A 19,890-nucleotide genomic window follows, 5' to 3' on the forward strand; every position below is an offset into this window, starting at 1 on the left:
CAGCAAAGAAAAAACTGCATCGAGAACACTCGGTTTGCGCGTAGGTACTTCAGCTTGTTCTTCGGGGACGGATACGTATTTGCCGTTCCTCATTTTCGCAGCGTCGCAAGCAGAGCACTCGGTCGACTGATTGCCCCTAGACTTGCAACTGCAAGACTTCGTCACAGTGACGGTGAATTTCGCGGAACTGGTCGGCGGTGGCTGAGTCTTGAATCGGGACGTCGTAGGTAGGAATCATTTCTTTCATCCGTGCGGCGGCGTCTGCGGGCGCGATCAAGTCGGGCAGACAGTCTTGAATGACTTTTAGCATTAGCGCCACCGATACCGACGCACCCGGCGATGCGCCCAACAGTGCCGCGATGCTCTTGTCCTTGTCGGTGACGATTTCGGTGCCGTAGTGGACGATGCCTGCTTCGCCGTCTTCGCGTTTGATCGCTTGGACGCGGATGCCGGCGTCCATCAGTCGCCAATCCTTTGCATCGGCGGCCGGATAGAACGTTCGCAGCAACTTGATGCGACTGGCCATGCTTTGCGTACCTTGTTGAATCAGGTACTTCACCAGCGGCAAGTTGTACGCACCCACTTTCAGTAGCGATGCGATGTTGTCGGGGCGAATCGAGAATGGCAAATCGGTCAGGCTGCCTTCTTCTTTTAAGAACCTCGTCGTCCACGCTGCGAACGGACCAAACAACAATGCCTTCTTACCGTCGATCACGCGAGTGTCCAAGTGTGGCACCGCCATCGTTGGCGCTTCTTCTTGTGCTTGGCCGTACACCTTTGCTTGGTGTTTGGCGACGATGGTTGGGTCATCGCAAACCATCCATTGGCCACCGATCGGAAATCCACCGAAGCCCTTGCTTTCGTCGATGCCTGACTTTTGCAACAGGGTCAAGCTGCCACCACCGGCGCCGATAAAGACGAACTTGGCCGACGTCGTGGTTTGCTTTCCAGTTGCAATGTCTTTCGCGGTAACGTCCCAGCCCTGCGACGTTCGTTTTAGGCCAACGACACGGTGACCGGTTGCGACACCGCAACCATCTTGCTGTGCCATCCAGCCGATCAGTTTGCGGGACAGCGAGCCGAAGTTCACATCGGTGCCGCCCGTCATGTGGGTTGCACTGATCGGGCCTTCGCCGCGTTCTTCAACCAACAGCGGCGCCCACTGGCGAATCTGTTCAGGGTCGGTCGAGTACTGCATCTCTTCAAAGAAGTGATGCTTGGACATCGCAGCGTGGCGAGCCTTCAAGAAATCGACTTGCTTTTGGCCGTGCACAAAACTGATGTGCGGGACCGGGTTGATGAAGTCGCGTGGGGTGTCGATCATCCCTGACGAAACGGCGTAGGCCCAAAACTGACGCGACTGTTCGAATTGTTCAAAGATCGAAATTGCGTTCGACGCGTCGACGGTTCCGTCAGCGTTCTGGTTCGGCGTGTAGCTGAGTTCGCAGATTCCAGCGTGTCCGGTGCCCGCATTGTTCCATGCGTTGGAACTTTCGCGAGTCAGTTCTTTGGACACTTCGAAAAGTTGAATCTTCAAATCCGGCTGCAAGCATTTCAGCATCGCGCCGAGATTCGCGGACATGATGCCGCTGCCGACCAAGATGACGTCGGTGGTTTCGATAGACATATCAGTTTAGGTTAAAAGCAGATTTTAGTTCGTCAATCACAGCATCTGGCATGGTAGCCACTTCGCCGATTGATTTGGCGTTGATCACAGCCTCGGCCGTTGATTCTAGGACTTCGAGTCGATCAAAGGTATCCAGCACACTTCGCCCGGTCACGATGACGCCGTCGTTTTCGAGGATTGCTGCTGGCGACGATTCGGAAACGTAGCTCGCCAATTCGTTTTCGTCGCGATACTGAGTGCCATACGGGACTCGTTTGACATCTCGAAGGAAGACATAGCTTTCAGGGATCGTTCGAACGTCAAAAGTAGAATCCGTTACGCTGAACGCAGTCGCGTTGACCGGATGGGCAAAGACAATTGCTTGGACCGAAGGATGTTTTCGGTAGATCGCTTGGTGGGCGCGGGCGGCTCGGCTAGCCAGTTTGCCGTACTCGCGGTTATTGCCGCTGACCAACACGATGTCGTCGATTTCGATTAGCTCGCGATCTTTCTGAGTTGGCGTGATCAAGAATGATTCGGCGTCGACGCGAGCCGAAAAGCTGCCTTCGGTGCTGATCAGCAGTCGTTGTCGGCAACCGCGACGCACGAATTGGCACAATTGGCGGCGAAGTTCTTGTTCGGTCGGTGTGGCGGCCATCGGGTCATAGGAATCGAAATCGACGCCTCGGTTGGCGGCTTGTTGCAGTTTCTTGTCTTCAAGGAATCGGACGTTGCCGAGTTGGCTGGCTTTGACGAGTGTCTTGCCAGCAAATTCAAAAGCTTCGAATCGCTTGAACGCGCTAGCGAGCGACTCGCCGCCGACGACAACGCCGTGGTTTTCGAGAATCACGCTATCGCAGCCTTCGGCGAAAGTCGCCGCGATGTTGCTGCCTAATTGTTCGCTGCCTGGACAAGCGTAGGGTGCAAATCCAAGCTTGCCGCAAACCGAATGAGCTTGATGGAACAGCCGTGTGTTGGGCGTTTGCCGGCAAATGCTGAAGGCAACCAGTGCGACCGGGTGCGCGTGGACGATCGAACGGATGTCTGGGCGAGCTTGGTAGATCGCTTTGTGGAATGGGAATTCAGACGACGGGGGATGCAGGCCGTCAACGGTTCCATCGGCTCGTACGCAAACGATGTCTTGGCGTGTCAGAGCGCCTTTGTCGACTCGCGCTGGCGAGATCCAAATGTTGCCTTCGTCATCGCGGATCGAAAGGTTGCCGCCGGACGTGGTCGTCATGCGATAGCGATAGATTCGATCCATCGTTTGCATGATTTCGTCGCGAGGGTGGACAAGATTGCGAAGGGGATTCATGGATAACTTGATGGGGTAGTTTGGTCGTGTGTGTTTCGCAGGCGGTCTTCGAAATGACTCGCTCGCCAAGCCGAGCGAGTCATTCAGCGGAAAACGGAGGACAGTTTAGCCCAGCGGCCGGACGACTGATGTGCTGCGGTAATAGTCCATCAATGTTTCGACCGACAAGACACCGCCGCCCATGCCGCTCTTGTTGACACCACCGTACGGCACGCCTTGTGCGAATACGTTGTGGGCGTTGATCCAGCTGTTACCAGCGGTCATCGATTCGGCAACGCGGTTGGCGCGGTCTTTGTCCTTGGTCCAAACGCTGTTGGCAAGACCATATTCGGTATCGTTGACCATTCCGATCGCCTCGGCTTCGCCGGAGAACTTGGTCAGGTAGGCGACTGGTCCGAAGATCTCTTCTCGCGCCGCGGTGTTGTCCAGCGAACCGCTTAGTAGCGCCGGTTGGATGTAGTTGCCTTGGAAGCCATCGACGGTGGCAGCTCCGCCGCCGACGAGGCATTTTGCACCTTGGGCTTGCCCTTTTTCCAAGTAGCCGAGCACTCGTTCGCGTTGCTTCGGGTTTACGACTGGTCCCATTTGGCTGTTCGGATCAAGCGGATGGCCGATGCGAATGTCTTTCATCAGATCAACGCAATAGCCTTCGAACTCGTCATAAATGTTCTCGTGGATCAACCAGCGAGTTGCGTCGCAGCAAACTTGGCCAGCGTGGAACGTGATCGCGCCGACGAGGGCTTCGGCGGTTGCCTTGACGTCCACGTCATCGAATACGACAGCGGCCCCTTTGCCGCCGAGTTCCAATTTGACGGGAACAAGGTTGCGTCCACACGATTCACCGACCATCTGGCCAACTTCGGGGGATCCGGTGAACGACATGCGTTTGATTTTTTTGTTGTTCGACAATGCCGCACCGGCAGTGGCGCCGCGGCCGGTGACCACGTTGATGACTCCGTCGGGGACGCCGACTTGGGTTGCAAGTTCGGCGAGATAGATAGCCGACAGCGAGGTGTCTTCGGCCGGTTTGATCACGACGGTGTTGCCGGCCGCCAATGCCGGTGAGATTCCCCAACCGATCAACAGGAAAGGGAAGTTCCACGGAAAGATGAACGCGCACGCGCCCCAAGGCTGTTTGTAGGTCCACGCGTCGTGGCCGGGAACGTCCAGTTTGGTGCGAGGGTTGACTTGTTGGGACAGCCCCACAAAGTAACGCAGTGTGTCGACAAAATTCTGGACGTCGCCCTGCGCTTGAGCTTCGATCTTGCCAGCGTCGAGGGCTTCGATTTGACCAATGATGGCTTTGTGCTTTTCGACTGCGTCGGCCAATTGCAACAGGATCTTGCTGCGTTGATCGACTGGCAGCGCTGCCCAGGCGGGGAAGGCATCGTTTGCGATATCGACCGCACGATCGACTTCGGAGGCATCAAGATCATGGATTTCCGCGAGCTTGTTTCCCGAACCTGGATCAATCGTGGCAATGGTCGCGCCGCTGGCGGCTGGAAATGCCTTGCCGCCCACATAAGAAGCCAAGGAATTGCGATTGAGGAAAGCTTCGACTTCGGGAAGCAATTGAACGTTCGATGCGATGGACATGAGTGAGGCCTTTTCTAACGAGAGAGACTGGTCGGGGCGAGCGTGATGGCCGCGTTCTAGGTTTTAATGACCCTTTGGCGAAGCGTGTCAATCAACGGCTCGCATAGTATGGAATTTCGTCAGGGTCGTTTCCGCTATTGTAACGTCCCAGCAAACCGGCTTGGTTGCTGAGTTGTTGAGGGGCGGTTCGTCAGCAGCGGACTAGGTTACCGCAGGCGAATCAACGATATCTCGTTCAAATCCACGCATACCATGGTTCGGACTGAGCAGTTCACGATTGAAGTTCAAGTGACAATCACAATGGTAAGCGAGCCATCTTGGTCGACCGACGATACCATAGGAATGCGAAATCCCGGCGGTAGAGTAAGGAATTGCGTCACCTTGTTCAACTCAGGCTCGATGCATTGGTTCGGCACAATGCTGGCGATTAGCGAGGTGACGAAAAAGCGTGGCGGCACCGAGTCCCGCGAGAGGCTCGGTTTTTATGCAGCGTCGGTTCGGGCAGTGCACAACGCCTGGATATGGCGATGAGTCGTGGCAATGAGTAGAAGTGACCAGAGGCCCATCGGCTCCCGAACTGATCATTCAGTTCGGGAGCACCCGGGGATCATCAGGTCTACTGTTGCTGAGGCTCTTTGCCCAGCATGAACATCATCGTCGGTTGCCCGGCAGCAGCGGCGTTGTAGGTGTAGCCGGCTTCGAGGGCGCGGTCGATTCGCTCTTTCGTTTCCGATAGGTGAGCGGTCGTGTAGGCGTCCATCTTGTCACCACACTTTTTAAGTGAGGATTCGATGTCCGCGGACAACGTGCGAAGTTCCATGCGGGCCAAGTTGCTGATCGGCTTGTAAGCGGCCGTGTCATCGGACGATTCCAAAACCAGGTCCAGCAAACGCTGCATATGTTCGCGTTGCAGGTTCCGACGCAGGCTCGAGATCATCGGCTTGCGATCGTTTCGGCCTTCGGGGCATTCTTTCTTCAGTTCGCTCCAGACGGCCGTGTTGATCGTCGCCAGCAATTCCGGCAGAGTGATTGCGTCTTCGTCTTCGGGTAGACGCAGTTCGTTGTCGTACACGCGGCGCAAGGTGGTCGGGTTCATCAACCACGTCATCGCTGATGCTTGGACGCCAAGGATCCGATCGTGAATCGGCCAAGTGCCTTCGGCCGACATTGATCCATGCGAACCGCCGCCAAGCCACTTGTCGACGCTCATGCGTTCGAGCAACTTCGGTGTCAGTCCATAGGCATCGTCATAAAAAGATGTGTCGATCACGAACTTCAGTGCAGCGCGCTGTTGGGCGGCAGGCACAACTTCCACTGGTGGGCGATCGCCCGGGTCACCTTTCTTGTCGCGATACACAAACGCACCGCCAATCCAGTTGGCCATCATGTTGGCTGATCGGGTTTGTAGTCCGAGCGTCAGTTCGTAGCCTCGGCGAGCCTTGGCCCACGAGTCACCATCTTTGACGAACTTGTCCAAGATGCGTTCGCGGTAAAGCTTGACCAGCTTCATTTGTTCGGTGGCAAAGTCCAGCGGGTCTTTCGAGAAGTCATAGCGACGGGCCAGTGGGTCCGGACCTGTCGTGTCTTCGTCAGTTGCGTATTGCAATTCCGGTTCGGTACAGCGTTTCAGGATGCCGGGAAGGTCCTTGTCCGTCAGGGTGTAGCCATATTCGATCGCCCAGAAATCGTAAGGGCCGATGTCGATCATCGCGTAATCGCCTTGGACGCTGCCGGCATCGTATCGATAGTTGATGGGGGTGTAGTCCATCACTGACGACGAGAAGGTTTTCTTGCCTTTCACGTCTTCGCTATTGATTTCGGCGAGTGTGCGAAGCGACGAAGCTTTGAAGTTGTGGCGCAGGCCGAGCGTGTGCCCGACTTCGTGAGACACAAGATCCGCTAGCAGCGGACCGACGAACCATTCGGGCATGCCGTCGAGCAAGTGCTCGTCGTCTTTGTCTTTGGCGTCGTCATCCTTCTTATCGGTGTCAGCGACTTTGTCTTTGTCGTCGTCTTTTTTGTCATCGTCCTTTTCGTCGTCCGCTTCTTCGTCATTTTTGGCGTCGTCGGCTTTTGTCCCGGATTCTTTAGCGTTGTCCTTGGCTTCGGCGGTTGCCTTGTCCTCTTCTTCTTTTTTCTTCTTCGCGACGACTTCGTCGGCCAGCAGGGTCAATCCCCAGTCCATGCGAGCGAATGCCAGGTCGATGCTGCGACCGGACGCGGCCATGCACAAGCCGTTCTTTTGGCTGATGCTTCCGAACAGTCCGTCATATTCATCGTCGCCCATCAATGTGGGGTCTGCGGCGGCCATCGCGAAACCGGCCATTGGTTTCTGGGCCTGGCGAGCAAACTTGGCTCGCAATGAGTTTGCTTTTTCAGCCGGCGCCATGCGAACGCGAGGATCCCAGCTCGGGTGCGTTCCCAGCCACGCCAACGTTTCGGCCGAGAAGCCTTCCATTGCCAGTTTTGGCATCAGGTCTTCGTAGTTGTAGTTGAAGTGACGAATCCAGCCATCGGTCAGCACAATGTCGGCGTCCAAGATCTCGCCCGTTTCAGGGTGGACTCGGCTAGGGCCGATCGCGGTGCCAATGTTGTTGTTGAGCCAACGGATGAAGTTGTATCGAACGTCTTCGGGATCTTTCTCCATGTGCGCGCCGCTTTCGGCGTCTTGATATTCGATCACGATCGCATCAACGATGCCGACTTTTTCAAATGCTTTGTTCCAGTAATCGACGCCCGCTTTGATCCAGCGGCGATAGCGGACTGGTGCGGTGTGTTCGACGTAGAAACGGATCGGCTCTTTGGGCGGACTAAGCGAAAGTTTTGAGTCTCGCTTTTCAAGCTTCCATCGGTTGATGAAGCGAATATCGGTCTCATCATCTTTGTACTTTGACAAGTCCGTAAAGCTGGTCGTGAAGTACCCCACGCGTTCATCCGCTTTGCGAGGCTTATAGCCGCTCGATGTGCTTGGCACTTCGCTGAACGAATAGTGGATCGTTTGCAGTTTGCCGCTGCCATCGGTGCTGCGTCCGCCATTGACGATGTCAAACGCGATTTCGACGTTTTCAGGGAAGACTTTCGCCGACTTCAGTTCGTTGATGCGCGAATTGCTGACCCGTACCGACGATCCGAAAAACTTGCTGGCGTGCCCGACTAGCAAGGCATCCAAGTCAATCACTGGTCCGCCGCTGGGGCCGATCGCCATGATTGGCACGTCAAGCAGCACGGTATCGGTGAATAGTCGTTTGACGGACGCTTTGCTTTCCGCGTCGCCCGTGGCACGAGTCGACAAGTTCGGCGCGATCAATGCCAAACGGTCGTCGTAACGACGCCACTGCACGACCCAGTCACCCGACTGTAAACCGGCATACAGATCGCCACTGCTAACCGTCAGCGCGATGAAGTAATTTTTGCCGGCGAAATTCTTGGGTAATTCGCCGATCAGTTGGGAATCTTTGTCGCGTTTCCAAACGTTGAACAGGCTTTTGGTCGCTTGTTGGTCTGATATTTCAACCTTCTCGTAGCCCTCGGACACTTTGTCGAAGGCCGGCAAGTCGGCGGCGCTGGCCAGCGAAGCTTGGCCGAGTGATGCTAGAGCCAGAACGGCCGAAGCGAGGCGGGGCATATATTTCATTCCGAACACTCGGTTTTTCAGGGTGAGAATTTGATGGCTGGACTGTCGGTATCCGCAGGTGCCAGACGGTGGCGTCTATTGGAACGCGCCCAAGCGGGTTACGGTTGGCCGACCTTCGCCGGTTTATCCGATAAAGTTTGCCAAATCTGAACCGCCTAATCTTACATCAGCCCGGCAAGCGGCGGCGAGTAGCTTCCCCGAGGGCGAAAAAAACGATTCTGGCAGATGACGAATGCGACGACATTGACGGTTTTCGGTGATAGATGGACAATCACGTTCAGGTGACGGACCGCCGCGATCCTATCCCTCTCCTCTTTCTCGACCAAGTTTCATGATCCAAGAGACTCGCCTGATGAACCCGTTGGCCCAACAAGACCCTGCCATCTGGGACGCGATCGAAGCCGAAGGCCGCCGCCAGCAGGAGGGGCTCGAGATGATCGCTAGCGAGAATTACACCAGTCTGCCAATCATGCAGGCAGCCGGCAGTGTTCTGACCAACAAGTACGCTGAGGGCTATCCCGGCAAGCGTTATTACGGCGGTTGCGAACACGTCGACGTCGTTGAAACGATCGCGATCGATCGAGCCAAGAAACTGTTCGGTGCCGAAGCCGCTAACGTCCAGCCGCATGCCGGATCCCAAGCCAACACGGCCGTCTACTTGTCGTGTTTGGAAGTGGGCGACACGGTGCTGGGATTGGACCTCGCTCAAGGTGGTCACCTGACTCACGGAATGAAGCTGAATATCAGCGGCCGACTTTACAACTTCATTAGCTACGGCGTCGACAAAGAAAACCACCGTCTGGACTTTGACCAGATCGCGAAACTGGCTCGCGAGCACAAGCCAAAATTGATCGTCGCTGGTGCGAGTGCCTATCCCCGTGAAATTCCTCACGACCGATTCGCCGAAATTGCCAATGAAGTCGGCGCCAAGTTGATGGTCGATATGGCTCACTATGCCGGTCTGGTTGCCGCCGGAGTCCACAATAGCCCGATTCCATTCGCGGATTACGTCACCACAACGACTCACAAGACCCTTCGCGGCCCTCGCAGCGGATTGATCATGTGCAAGGAAGAGCACTTAAAGTTGGTCAATCGCAATGTTTTTCCGGGCACCCAAGGTGGGCCGCTGATGCACATGGTGGCTGCCAAAGCAATTTGCTTTGACGAAGCGATGCAGCCTGAATACAAAATGTACGGTCAAGCAGTTGTTGATAACGCCAAGACTCTGGCCGAAACTCTGTTATCGGCTGGCTTGCGTTTGGTCAGTGGCGGAACCGACAATCACTTGATGTTGGTGGACGTTACGGCAGTGGATTTGGGTGGCAAGAAAGCCGAAGAAGCACTGGATCGCTGCGGCATCACAGTCAACATGAACATGATCCCATTCGATCAGCGAAGACCAGCCGATCCGTCGGGCATCCGAATCGGAACGCCCGCTTTGACGACTCGCGGAATGGGCATCGAAGAAATGAAACGCGTCGGCGGATGGATTGCGTCGGCGCTGCGTAGTCCTGATGATGCGGCGATGCTAGAAGGCATTCGTGGTGAAATCAAAGACATGTGCGAGCAGTTTCCTGTTCCGGCGGGTCGTAACTCGGCGCTGATGCCGGCTAACTGATCGCAGCAATTGCGTTCTCGTTGAACGCCTAGCCGCAGGCGCCGGCTAGGCTTGAATCTCCGTTCATTTAAAACGAGCCGGCGCCTGCGGCTGGGCGTTCAACGATTGTTCTGAAATGCACCGAATCCTAATTGCCGACGACAACGACGCGAACCGCGAACTGCTGGAGGCCTATTTGGTTGGCGTCGAGTGTGAACTGGAAACCGCCGAGGATGGGCAGGACACGCTCGACAAAGTCGCGTCGTTTAAGCCTGACTTGGTGTTGCTTGACGTGATGATGCCAAAGCTAAGTGGCTTTGAAGTCTGCAAGCGATTGAAGGATTCGCCCGAAACAAGCCGTGTCATGATCCTGATGGTGACGGCGTTGAATGAACTGGGTGATCACGAACGAGCGGTTGCGGCAGGCACCGACGACTTTTTAAGCAAGCCCGTCAACAAGATCGAGCTGCTAAAGCGTGTCGAGATCATGCTGAAATTGAAGGGCACCGAAGACGAGCTAGAGCGGCTGCGTCAGTATATCCAAGAAATGGAAGAGCGGCGATAGTCGGTTGCCGCAGCGTGGCGGCTCGGTTCTGGCAGTGAAGACTCCATCTGCCGCTGCCAGCAAGAGTTAAGCGTCGCCAGGCTGGGAATCGCCGGCGGGCCGATCAACGTCGTCTTCTTTTGGCTTGATCGGGTTTTCAGCGTTGATCTCGAGCGTCGTTTTCACAACGTCCACCAATTGGTCGAGCCGAAATGGCTTCGATAGCACGCACTTGGGATGCAGGCCGTTTTGGCGTGCTTTGACGATCGAGTGTCCCGGGTCGTATCCAAAACCCGTCATCAAGACCATTGGAACTCGTTCCATAATCTCGCCTAATCGCAGCATCAACTGGTATCCGCTGTAATCGGGCAGCCGAATGTCGCTGATGATGACGTCATAGCTCTTCGCGCCGCCGCTGCTACGAACCATCCAGACAGCTTCGTCGCCTTTGTGCGCGGTTTCGACAATGCAGCCGTAGCGTTCTAGCAATCGGTGGGCGTCTTCGCGAACCGGGCCGTCCGCATCGACGACCAGGATGCGTTTGCCGCGAAGTGCGACATGCTGTGACGATTCGATGCCGACCGGTACCGCTTCGAGCGGCGTCATCTTTTGACCGACCTGCTGGATCGTTTGCTTGATGTCGCGAGCGTTATGCAGGATACGCTGCAATCGTTCAACGACTTCGGGACTGTGGCCGATGTAGCCCTCCATCACATTGACGGCGTCGTTCAGAATTTCATCGACCGGCATAGCCACCGCGCTGTGGATTGCGTCACAGCTCTGTTGTGCCGTGTTGGCTTTTTGAGCAACCAGCAATTCAAGCGTGTTGAGTGCGAAGGCTACGTCGCGAGCAAAGATTTCTAGGAACTGCAGATCACTGTCGCTGAACGCGTTCGATTCAGGGCTTTCGACATTGATTGTGCCGAGTACTTGATCGTGCAGAATCAGCGGCGCGGTGATCGAGCTTCGCGACGTCGCGACGCCGGGAATGAATAGAGGATCGTTTTCAACGTCCTGGCAAACGTAGGGCGTGCCGCTGGCGGCGACATAGCCAGTGACTCCGTTGCCTTGCGGGTGAGCAAACAGTTGGCGGTCGGCGGCGTCTTGGTCGATGCCAACGCTAAGCAGTGGCACCAAATTGCCGGTCGCGTGTTCGAGCAGGCGAATCTCGATGACTTCGAAATTCAATAGGTCACTCAGGTAATGGCGAATGTTCTCTTTCAACAGGTCAATTCGCTCGTCGACTTCCATCATGAAGATTTCGGTCGGGCGAAGATCGGCAAGCTCGCGGCCTGCTTTATGGATCGCTTCGAGTTTTTGTTGTTGCAGGATCTCTTCGGTGATGTCGCTGACCGTGACGATCAATTGGCGTGAATGGTGAGGCAGGACCAGCGGCGCGGCGTGAACTTGGAAGTACCGATTCTGCTCGGTGTGCAGTGTGCTGTTGCTCTCTTCACCGGTGGCAAGTGCCGTGTGGAACGGGCAGAAGTCCGGCCCCATGATTTCAGGGTTCGACAGCAGTTCATAGAAGTTCATACCGGCAACCGAGCCTTCGGGCTTACCCGACCACTGTGCCAGTCGGCGGTTTCCCCACAGCAAGCGGATGTCGGAATCAAGCAGCGCGACGCCTTCGGGCATATCACGCAGCATCAAACCGCTCTGCGTCAGACCACGAAGTTCGCTCAATTGGGGCAGTTGGTCCCGAGCGATCCAGACGCCGTCAATTTCGGGTTCCTGTAATTCGTCGAGCACGGCAACCGACGTATCCACGACGATCACAAGGTCGCGGTCGATTTCGCTGGGCAACGTCTGTGGATCTCCAACGCAGATGAGTTTGCGTGGACTGCTGGTAGTCTGTGTCGCCTGAGGCGATCGATTCATCGCTCTTCTCCCACCACCACGCTATTGTCCCGTCAATTCCTTCGCCTGCCAATCTTGCTCGGCGATTTGGACGCCATCCCACAACTTACTTGTCCCGCGTGCCAATCTCCTTCAACGTGAGTGAAAGGAACAGACCCTTGGTGCAACGCTCTTCGCTTTATTCTTACTTATTGCTACGCAGGATTGAAACCATCGAACATCTACCGAGCCAGCGACCGCGGCAACTCGAATTTCGAGCAATCTAGTCATCACGCCGCTGTCACTTGATTTTGCAAACGCACCAAGCCGACTGCATCTGCTCTGTCCATTTGTACTAACGTCGTATCATACGCGGCAGTTGTGATTCTGTCACAGCGAACTGGTCAACATTCCGCGGCGAATCAAGAAACTATTCGAGTCGGCACCCCAGACCCGGGCATGGCGGCAGAACGACCGCCAATCGCTTGCGAGTCCGCCGAAGGATTTCGAATCGGATCGCGATAAATCACTTCACCTAAGTGGCCAGCTGACAAAACTCGAAATTCGAAAATCAAATCTTGCCGTTGGGAACGTTCGTGGGAGCAGAGGCGGGGCGTGCTACGGAGGCGCACCAGGTCGTGACATCTTGAAGGCGATCGTCGAGACGGCGGGCCCGCAAGCTGCCCAGTCTTCCTGTCTTGCTGCCGGGTTTGTTCTTGAAACGGTAGGCCGAAGTTGGTTGGAAAGTGGTGAACAACGAAATAATGCGGATGTCTGCGAAATTCAGCGGCTGCGGAAAGCTGGGTCCCCCCAAGTGGTGTGGGTTGTCGTTTCGCTTGGTGTTCACTGGCTCGAGCGTTCACTATCTGGCTACTGGATACGACATCCCCCTGACACTTCCGGCGTCTGTTGAGAACGGCGTCATCCACGGCAACAATTGGATCATGCGGGCTTCCCTGGCGTGTCTGGAGTGCTAAGAATCAAACAGAAAAGGCAGCGAAAGCTGAGTTGCACGTCCTCGGCAAGATCACCCCCAAAATGTCACGGCCTTGTGTGACAAACCGGCTCATGGGCAAAGTTGTCAGCCTGGCAATTTGCCCTTTTTCGCTAGTTTGATGAGAGCGACGCGTTGACTTTAGGTGTACAGCCTTTAGGATTGGCGGTCACTGGGCGAGTCGCCCATTTTACGCAGCCGTTAAAAACTTCCTCGTACCTACTTCTGTGGCCTCACGCGCTGTGAGACGTTTCCGGAGGGTTCCCCATGATGAGAGCACAAGTGTTAAAGACCGTTTTCGGGCTCGTTGCGGCGATGTTGTTCGCCGTTAACGCCCAAGCAGGATGTGGCGAATGTGGAGGCTGCGAGAGCGGCTCCGGTTGTGTCACAAGTGGCGGAGTCGCCATGGGTAGTGGCGGCGGTAGCGTCGTCTACAGCAGTGGCGATGCCGCTGCATCGATGGGCGGCGCGTGCGGCCCAAGCGTTTCGTACGAAACGCGAACTGTTATGCAGTCGCAATACGTGACCGAGACCCAAATGGTCCCGACCACCTCGTATCAGCGTCAAACGCAAACTCGCATGCGTAACGTGACACGTAGCGTTGCTAAGGTTCAAACCCGTCAGCAAACCTACACCGTCAACGTTCCACAAACTCAAACACGTACCGAAACGTACGACGTTCAAGTTTGCGTTCCTTACACCGAAGAAGTCCCTTACACCGTTTCGGTGCCTGTGACGACTCAGGTTGAAGAATCGTACCAAGTGTCGGTTCCTTACACCGAAACGATCGAGCAATCGTATCAAGTTTCGGTTCCTAAGACCGAAGAGCGTACGGAAACTTACACGGTCTCGGTTCCTTACACTGAACAAGAAGCGTACACCGTTTCGGTTCCTTACACCGAGCAAGTCGAACAGTCGTACCAAGTTTCGGTGCCAGTTCAAAAGACTCGTGAAGAAACCTACCAAGTTAGCGTTCCTTACACCGAGCAAGTTGAACAGTCGTACCAAGTTTCGGTTCCTGTTACTTCGACTCGCACCGAATCGTACCAAGTTTGCGTTCCTTACACCGAGCAACTCGAGCAAACCTACACGGTTCAAGTTCCTGTGACCTCGACTCGTACGGAAAGCTATCAAGTTTCGGTTCCTTACACCGAAACCACCACGCAAACCTACACGGTTCAAGTTCCTTACCAAGAAACAAAGACCCAGACTTACATGGTCAACGTTCCTTACACTGAAACGGTCGAACAACCGTACAGCGTAACGGTTCCTTACACCGAGCAAGTTGCACAAAGCTACACAGTTCAGGTTCCTTACACCGAACAAGTTGCACAAAACTACACGGTGCGTGTTCCTGTTCAAGAAACCAAGACTGCTTACCGTACTGAAACCAAGTGCGTTCCTGTGACTTCGATGCGAACGGTCACCAAGGACATGGGCAGCTATCAGTGCCAAGCTGTTGCTGCCGGCGGTAGCGCATCTTACGGCAGTGGTGTTGTCGGTGGCGGATCGGCTTGTGGCGGCGGTTGCGGTTGTGCCGCTCCTGCTTGCAACAGCGGCTGCAGCACTGGCTGCGACAGCTGTGGTGGCGGATCGGTTGCTTCGGCTTCCTACGGATCGGCTGGCAACGCTTGTGCACCTGCGGTTTCGTACCGTCAAGTTTACGTGCCTAACTTGGTCACCGAGCAAGTCCCAACGACTAGCTACCAACGTCAGTCACAACAAGTTCCTTACAGCTACACGACGACCAGCTACACCACGCAGACTCAAACCCGCATGGTTCCTGTTCAACGTTGCCGTACCGAAACTCGTCAACGCATGGTCAACGTGACCAAGTACCGCACCGAGCAACGCAGCCGAAGCGTTCAAGTGCAAAAGTGCCGTCAAGAGCAACGTACTCGTGACTACGTTGTCACGAACTACCGCAGCGAAACCAAGACTCGCGAAGTTCCTGTGACTCGCACTCGCTTGGAAACTCGTACCCGCGAAGTTCCTGTAACCACAATGACCACCGAAAATCGTACTCGTACGGTTTCGGTTCAGAAGACTCGCATGGAAACTCGCACCCGCGAAGTTCCTGTGACCACGATGACGACTCAAACTCGTACTCGTATGGTTCCTGTGACCAAGACTCGTTTGGAAGATCGTACCCGTACGGTTAACTACACCGAGATGTCGACTGAAACTCGTACCCGTATGGTTTCGCAACAACGTACTCGTCAAGAGGAACGTACTCGCGACATCACTAAGTACCGCAGCGAAGAACGTACCCGTACGGTTCCTTACACCACCATGGTTAGCGAAACCCGTACTCGTAGCGTTCCTGTGACTAAGACTCGCTTGGAAACCCGCACTCGCATGGTTCCTAAGACGACCTACACCACGGAAACCCGCACCAACACGGTCACTAAGCAACGTATGGAAACGCAACAGCGTACCCGCGAAGTTGCTTACACCGTCAACGTGCCACAAACCCGTACCCGTAACTACAACGTGACCGTTTACGAAAACGTCACCGAACAAGTTCCGGAAACCTACTCGGTTTGCGTCCCGGTTACCACGATGAAGGCAGTTCAAGTTCGCAAGCAAGTTTCGGTCCCAGCGACCGTTACCGTTCCTGTGTACAACTCGGCTCCAGCGATGAGCACCGGCGTCATGATGGAAGCCGGCAGCGGTTGCATCAATTGCGGCGGCAGCAGCGAAGTCATCATGGACGGTGGCAGCTACGGTGGTGAAGTCATCCAATCGGCTCCCGTCATGGAAGCTGCTCCGATGGCAACCGGTGCTGGTTGCGTCAACTGTCAGTAATTTCGTTAGAAGCTCTGTCCATAGCAGGGTAACTTGAAAATTTGAAAGCCTCGGAAACGAAAGTCTCCGGGGCTTTTTTTATGCGCAGAATCTACTTTTGCACCGAACGCAAACTGTCAAATCTGGATAGTTCGCTGCGAGTGCATCGGTGTTAAAATCACGCTGGCTCCGTTCGTTTGTTATTCTGATCGCCTGCAAAATTACGACCTCGCACCTTCGGAAAGCCTCGCCATGCAACACGTCGATGTGAAAATCCACGGCAACGTCGCCACAATTTTGATGGATCGAGCGTCTGTGCGAAATTCGCTTCACCCGACGCTGATCGAAGATCTGCAAACCGCTTTCTCGGATGTCCATCAAGAGAAACGCGTGCGAGCAGTGGTTTTATCGGGAAGTGGCGACCACTTTTGCGCCGGCACGGACCTGCGAGTCTTTGGTGAGATTGTCGCGTTGCCCGAGGAGGAGTCCTTTGCCCAGTGGCATGCTGCATGGGGGCACTTGACCGAACTTTTCGAATCGATGCTGCGTTTCCCAAAGCCCATTGTTGCCGCCGTTGACGGTGCTGCGATTGGTGCGGGGCTTGGCCTGGCTTTGGCTTGTGACATTATCGTGCCGTCGACGCGGGCCAGTTTCGGTGCAAACGCTGTTCGACGCGGGTTGGTCGGTGGTGCAACGGCTGCATTGCTGGCTTTCCGAGCCGGCGGCGCAACGGCAGCTCGTATGACGTTGACCGGTGAAGCGATCGACGCCGACGAGGCGTGGCGATTGGGGCTGGCTCTGTCACCGGTTTTGCCGGATCAAATCTGGGTCACCGCCAAGGAAGTCGCCGAGAAGTGCTCGCATGGCCCGCGCGAGGCAGTTCAGGCAACCAAGCGACTGCTCAACGAGAGTATTGGCGAAACCCTAATGACCCAGCTCGCCGCGGGCGCCGCCGACAGCGCCACCGCGTGCACGACTGAGTCGGCCATCGAAGGCATCCAGTCCTTCCTGGAACAGCGAACCCCAAAGTGGCCTTAGGGCAACATTGATTGGCCGTCGTGCGTTTTGCTAATGAGTGCTTGCTTTTGCGATCGGTTGTCAATCAAGACTAATCAGCAGCACACCGCACAGAATTCCTGCGATGCAGGTCAATTTGGCTTTCCAGTTCAGTTCGCCTAAGTGAAGAATTCCGAAAAGGAACGAAACGACAACCGATGTTCGCCGGACGGGTGAAATGACCGATATCAGAGCCTCGGGATTCGACATGGCGGTGAAATAGACAAAGTCGGCCGCTAGCAGGAAAACCGCGATCAACGGTATCGACCAGCGCCAAACAAACGGTTTTGCCTTGCGGTCAACGAAGTACCACCGAATCGCCAGTGGCAGCATCACAGGTACTAAGTAGATCGAGAACCAGGCCTGGACCGTGGCGGGTGGAATGGCGACCGACTGCAGCAAGTACTTGTCATAGATCGCGCTCAATGCACCCAGCAACGTCGCCGTCACCATCATCGCGACGGGGCGACTGCGGTGAAAGTGAATGCCTTCGCGCTTTCCAATTCGCGAGAACACAAAGAAGGCGACGAAAATGATTGCCATACCCGCCCATTGCAGTGGCGATGGTCGTTCGTGCATTGCGACAACAGCAATCGCGACCGTCCACAGTGGGCTGGTCGCGCGGATTGGCGATGCGATTGAAATTGGCAGTTCTTTAAGTGCAAAGAAAGCCAATGTCCAAGACGCACCGACAAGTGTCGATTTGATCGCCAACAAGAGGTGGTGATGAAGCGTCAAGTCCGTCAAGCCAGCGATCGTTACGTACGTATTGCCGTCCCCGCCTCGCCAATCATCCGTGACCGAAATAGCCAACATTGGCAACCAAATCATCGCTGCGGTCAACACATTGAGTAGCAGCACCACGGGTACCGCGTTGTCTTTGACCGACGACTTTTTGGCAATGTCGTAGAGGCCTAAGAATAATGCCGAAACGACACTGAGGGCGATCCAGTCCATCACGCCTTGGCGACTTCAATTGGCGTCCGGTCCGGCATCATTTTAGGTAGTCCAGTCGTCGCTGGACTTCGCCTTTTGGTTTCGCTTTGAACGACAACTGGATCAAGTTCGGATCGATTGGAAACCGTCCGTCGGTGTGGTCATTCAAGTAAACCGCCGTCCCCAAGATCGGCAGTACTTCAATTTCGCTAGTGGCCCGCTGCAGCGAACGATAAAGAAACGGACGCGGGTCTTGGTCGCCAGCGATTGCGACAAACTCGACCGCACGTGCCGCGACCAGAGGCTCGGTGTGCTGCAGTTGCTTGGTTGCATCGGGCAGTAGACTCGCGGCAGCTTTTCCGAAACTGGAGGCCGCAATCAGCCCCCAATAGCACGTCCATGGGTCATCGCTGTTCAGGGCCGCGGTCAGTTTTGGCTTGGCTTGATCCCAAGGCAACAATGACAAGTTGGCGACGTCGATCAGATTGGCAATTTCGGCACGATGGGCTTGGCCAAAGGCAGCGGGGTTCTTCATCGCTTCGTCGACCAAAACGGCTTCGGGCATGAAGCTAAGATCGGGCATCGATTTTAGCCGTTCGATCAATCTGGCCCGCAATTCACTTAATTTTTCAGCATGCGTCGGGTCGCCCGCTAAGTTTTGGATCTCGTGGGGATCGACGCTCAGATCGTATAAGGCTTCGGACGATTTAGGTAAGAAGAACTGGTTCTGGACTTCATTCAGTTTGCCTTCGTGGTGCAGTGCCCGCCACTGGCGATAAGCCGCCATTTCGTAGCGATAATTGTTCTGCATCGCATCGGGCAGAAACGATTCGAAGTTGCGGATGTATTTCCAGTCGCCCTTTCGAAGCGTCCGCACTAAATCGTATTTTTCGTCAAACCGATCTGCATAGCCAAACGTTTCGTCGCGGCCGTCGACCTCTTTCGCGTCAACGTCCAGCCCCATGAATGGTTTGCCGTCTACGTTTGCTGGTGTTTGGATTCCGGCAAGTGCCAGAACTGTGGGGCCGAAGTCAACGAACTCGACAAAACCGGTCGTCCGGTCGCCCAGCGAGCGACTGGTTGCAGTTTTGAATTTTTCGGGGACTCTCACCACCAACGGGACGCGCAGCCCCGACTCGTAAACGTAGCCCTTGGATCGCGGCAGGACGCCGCCGTGGTCGCCGAAGTAAAAAATGAAAGTGTTTTCCAGTTCACCAGCTTGAGTTAAATCAGCAACGACCTTGCCTACGTGTTCGTCGATGTCCATCATCCTGTCGTGGTACCGAGCCCGTGTGTAGCGAAGCAGCGGCGTGTCAGGAAAATAGGGTTGAAGCTTGATCGAGTCAGGGTCTGTCGTTGTCGAATTGTTGTCCACATCGGACTCGGGGAAATGCAAGCGGCTCTCATGCGATACGGCCGTTGTTTCGACATGAAAGAACGGAGTGGATTTGCTTGGCCGGTTTTTCCATGACGCACGGTTGGACGAATCGTTCCAGACGGTAGCGGTGTCACGATCGGTTGCGTTGTAGTCTTCCTTGGAGTGATTCGTCGTGTAATAGCCAGCATCGCGAAGGTACGCAGGAAACATCCGCACTCCTTCGGGCATCGCGGCTAAGCGAGATCGGCGATGGTACTGGGTACCGATCCGCGGTCCGTAGCAGGATGTAATCAACGTCGTTCGGGCGACCGAGCAAACCGGTGCGTTGGAAAATGCACGGTCAAAGGTGATGCCGTGTTTTGCGAGTGCTTCGATGTGGGGGGCAGGAGCACCGTCCGCGTCGAAGTGTTTTAGGTACTCGGCCGAATTGTCTTCGGACATGATCCAAATGACATTTGGCCGAGTCGGCGCTGGCGGATTTTGGGCCTCGGCGACTGAATGCAGTCCCGCCATCCAAACCGTTGACATCGCCAACATGAAGACGAATCGAGGGTAGAATCCGGCTTTGTGTGTTTTATTCAAGGTTAAAGGTCCGCCGATGCGAGTTC

The 19,890-nt window shown here is 55.3% G+C and carries 12 protein-coding genes; 5 read left to right on the forward strand and 7 right to left on the reverse strand.

Going from position 1 to position 19,890, the window contains the following annotated elements:
• Positions 1–136: 136 nt before the first annotated feature.
• The 4 genes from mqo to Poly59_RS17790 all read right to left on the reverse strand — a co-directional run bounded on the left by mqo (position 137) and on the right by Poly59_RS17790 (position 8,142).
• The gene (gene mqo / locus Poly59_RS17775) at positions 137–1,627 is read right to left on the reverse strand and encodes a malate dehydrogenase (quinone) (protein ID WP_146535474.1); all 1,491 of its coding nucleotides are present in this window, start codon (positions 1,625–1,627) and stop codon (positions 137–139) included.
• A gap of 1 nt (position 1,628) precedes the next feature.
• The gene (locus Poly59_RS17780; RefSeq protein ID WP_146535475.1) at positions 1,629–2,921 is read right to left on the reverse strand and encodes a class II aldolase/adducin family protein; all 1,293 of its coding nucleotides are present in this window, start codon (positions 2,919–2,921) and stop codon (positions 1,629–1,631) included.
• A gap of 105 nt (positions 2,922–3,026) precedes the next feature.
• Positions 3,027–4,517, reverse strand: a complete 1,491-nt coding sequence (locus Poly59_RS17785; RefSeq protein WP_146535476.1) for an aldehyde dehydrogenase family protein — start codon at positions 4,515–4,517, stop codon at positions 3,027–3,029.
• Between the two features lie 616 nt (positions 4,518–5,133).
• Positions 5,134–8,142: a zinc-dependent metalloprotease gene (locus tag Poly59_RS17790; RefSeq protein WP_390621493.1), complete on the reverse strand. Its 3,009-nt coding sequence runs from the start codon at positions 8,140–8,142 to the stop codon at positions 5,134–5,136.
• A 361-nt stretch (positions 8,143–8,503) separates the two neighbouring features.
• Here Poly59_RS17790 and Poly59_RS17795 point away from each other — a divergent pair, with 361 nt between their 5' ends.
• Together Poly59_RS17795 and Poly59_RS17800 are read left to right on the forward strand one after the other, a co-directional pair.
• Entirely contained in the window at positions 8,504–9,769 is a 1,266-nt protein-coding gene (locus Poly59_RS17795) for a serine hydroxymethyltransferase (protein WP_146535478.1), read from the forward strand.
• A gap of 115 nt (positions 9,770–9,884) precedes the next feature.
• A complete protein-coding gene (locus Poly59_RS17800) occupies positions 9,885–10,313 on the forward strand; it encodes a response regulator (RefSeq protein ID WP_146535479.1) in 429 nt (142 codons plus the stop codon).
• 66 nt (positions 10,314–10,379) lie between these two features.
• On the opposite strand, the gene Poly59_RS17805 is transcribed toward Poly59_RS17800, so the two are convergent.
• Positions 10,380–12,173, reverse strand: a complete 1,794-nt coding sequence (locus Poly59_RS17805) for a hybrid sensor histidine kinase/response regulator (RefSeq protein ID WP_146535480.1) — start codon at positions 12,171–12,173, stop codon at positions 10,380–10,382.
• A 728-nt stretch (positions 12,174–12,901) separates the two neighbouring features.
• Here Poly59_RS17805 and Poly59_RS17810 point away from each other — a divergent pair.
• From Poly59_RS17810 to Poly59_RS17820, 3 genes are all read left to right on the forward strand, one after another.
• Entirely contained in the window at positions 12,902–13,108 is a 207-nt protein-coding gene (locus tag Poly59_RS17810; RefSeq protein WP_146535481.1) for a hypothetical protein, read from the forward strand.
• Positions 13,109–13,395: 287 nt separating this feature from the next.
• Entirely contained in the window at positions 13,396–15,933 is a 2,538-nt protein-coding gene (locus Poly59_RS17815; protein WP_146536074.1) for a hypothetical protein, read from the forward strand.
• 231 nt (positions 15,934–16,164) lie between these two features.
• The gene (locus tag Poly59_RS17820) at positions 16,165–16,950 is read left to right on the forward strand and encodes an enoyl-CoA hydratase/isomerase family protein (protein WP_146535482.1); all 786 of its coding nucleotides are present in this window, start codon (positions 16,165–16,167) and stop codon (positions 16,948–16,950) included.
• 60 nt (positions 16,951–17,010) lie between these two features.
• Here Poly59_RS17820 and Poly59_RS17825 read toward each other — a convergent pair whose 3' ends face one another.
• Together Poly59_RS17825 and Poly59_RS17830 are read right to left on the reverse strand one after the other, a co-directional pair.
• Positions 17,011–17,925: a DMT family transporter gene (locus tag Poly59_RS17825; RefSeq protein WP_146535483.1), complete on the reverse strand. Its 915-nt coding sequence runs from the start codon at positions 17,923–17,925 to the stop codon at positions 17,011–17,013.
• Between the two features lie 37 nt (positions 17,926–17,962).
• On the reverse strand, positions 17,963–19,864 hold the full coding sequence (locus Poly59_RS17830; RefSeq protein ID WP_246151747.1) for a sulfatase family protein: 1,902 nt from the start codon (positions 19,862–19,864) through the stop codon (positions 17,963–17,965).
• Positions 19,865–19,890 lie beyond the last annotated feature (26 nt).

It is taken from the genome of Rubripirellula reticaptiva (genome assembly GCF_007860175.1).
GTDB lineage: Bacteria > Planctomycetota > Planctomycetia > Pirellulales > Pirellulaceae > Rubripirellula > Rubripirellula reticaptiva.

What these genes read in the sequence shown, in the direction of transcription:
- mqo (WP_146535474.1), bottom strand. Translation starts at nt 1,627, where the DNA reads ATGTCTATCGAAACCACCGACGTCATCTTGGTCGGCAGCGGCATCATG.
- Poly59_RS17780 (WP_146535475.1), bottom strand. Translation starts at nt 2,921, where the DNA reads ATGAATCCCCTTCGCAATCTTGTCCACCCTCGCGACGAAATCATGCAA.
- Poly59_RS17785 (WP_146535476.1), bottom strand. Translation starts at nt 4,517, where the DNA reads ATGTCCATCGCATCGAACGTTCAATTGCTTCCCGAAGTCGAAGCTTTC.
- Poly59_RS17790 (WP_390621493.1), bottom strand. Translation starts at nt 8,142, where the DNA reads ATGCCCCGCCTCGCTTCGGCCGTTCTGGCTCTAGCATCACTCGGCCAA.
- Poly59_RS17795 (WP_146535478.1), top strand. Translation starts at nt 8,504, where the DNA reads ATGAACCCGTTGGCCCAACAAGACCCTGCCATCTGGGACGCGATCGAA.
- Poly59_RS17800 (WP_146535479.1), top strand. Translation starts at nt 9,885, where the DNA reads ATGCACCGAATCCTAATTGCCGACGACAACGACGCGAACCGCGAACTG.
- Poly59_RS17805 (WP_146535480.1), bottom strand. Translation starts at nt 12,173, where the DNA reads ATGAATCGATCGCCTCAGGCGACACAGACTACCAGCAGTCCACGCAAA.
- Poly59_RS17810 (WP_146535481.1), top strand. Translation starts at nt 12,902, where the DNA reads ATGTCTGCGAAATTCAGCGGCTGCGGAAAGCTGGGTCCCCCCAAGTGG.
- Poly59_RS17815 (WP_146536074.1), top strand. Translation starts at nt 13,396, where the DNA reads ATGAGAGCACAAGTGTTAAAGACCGTTTTCGGGCTCGTTGCGGCGATG.
- Poly59_RS17820 (WP_146535482.1), top strand. Translation starts at nt 16,165, where the DNA reads ATGCAACACGTCGATGTGAAAATCCACGGCAACGTCGCCACAATTTTG.
- Poly59_RS17825 (WP_146535483.1), bottom strand. Translation starts at nt 17,925, where the DNA reads ATGGACTGGATCGCCCTCAGTGTCGTTTCGGCATTATTCTTAGGCCTC.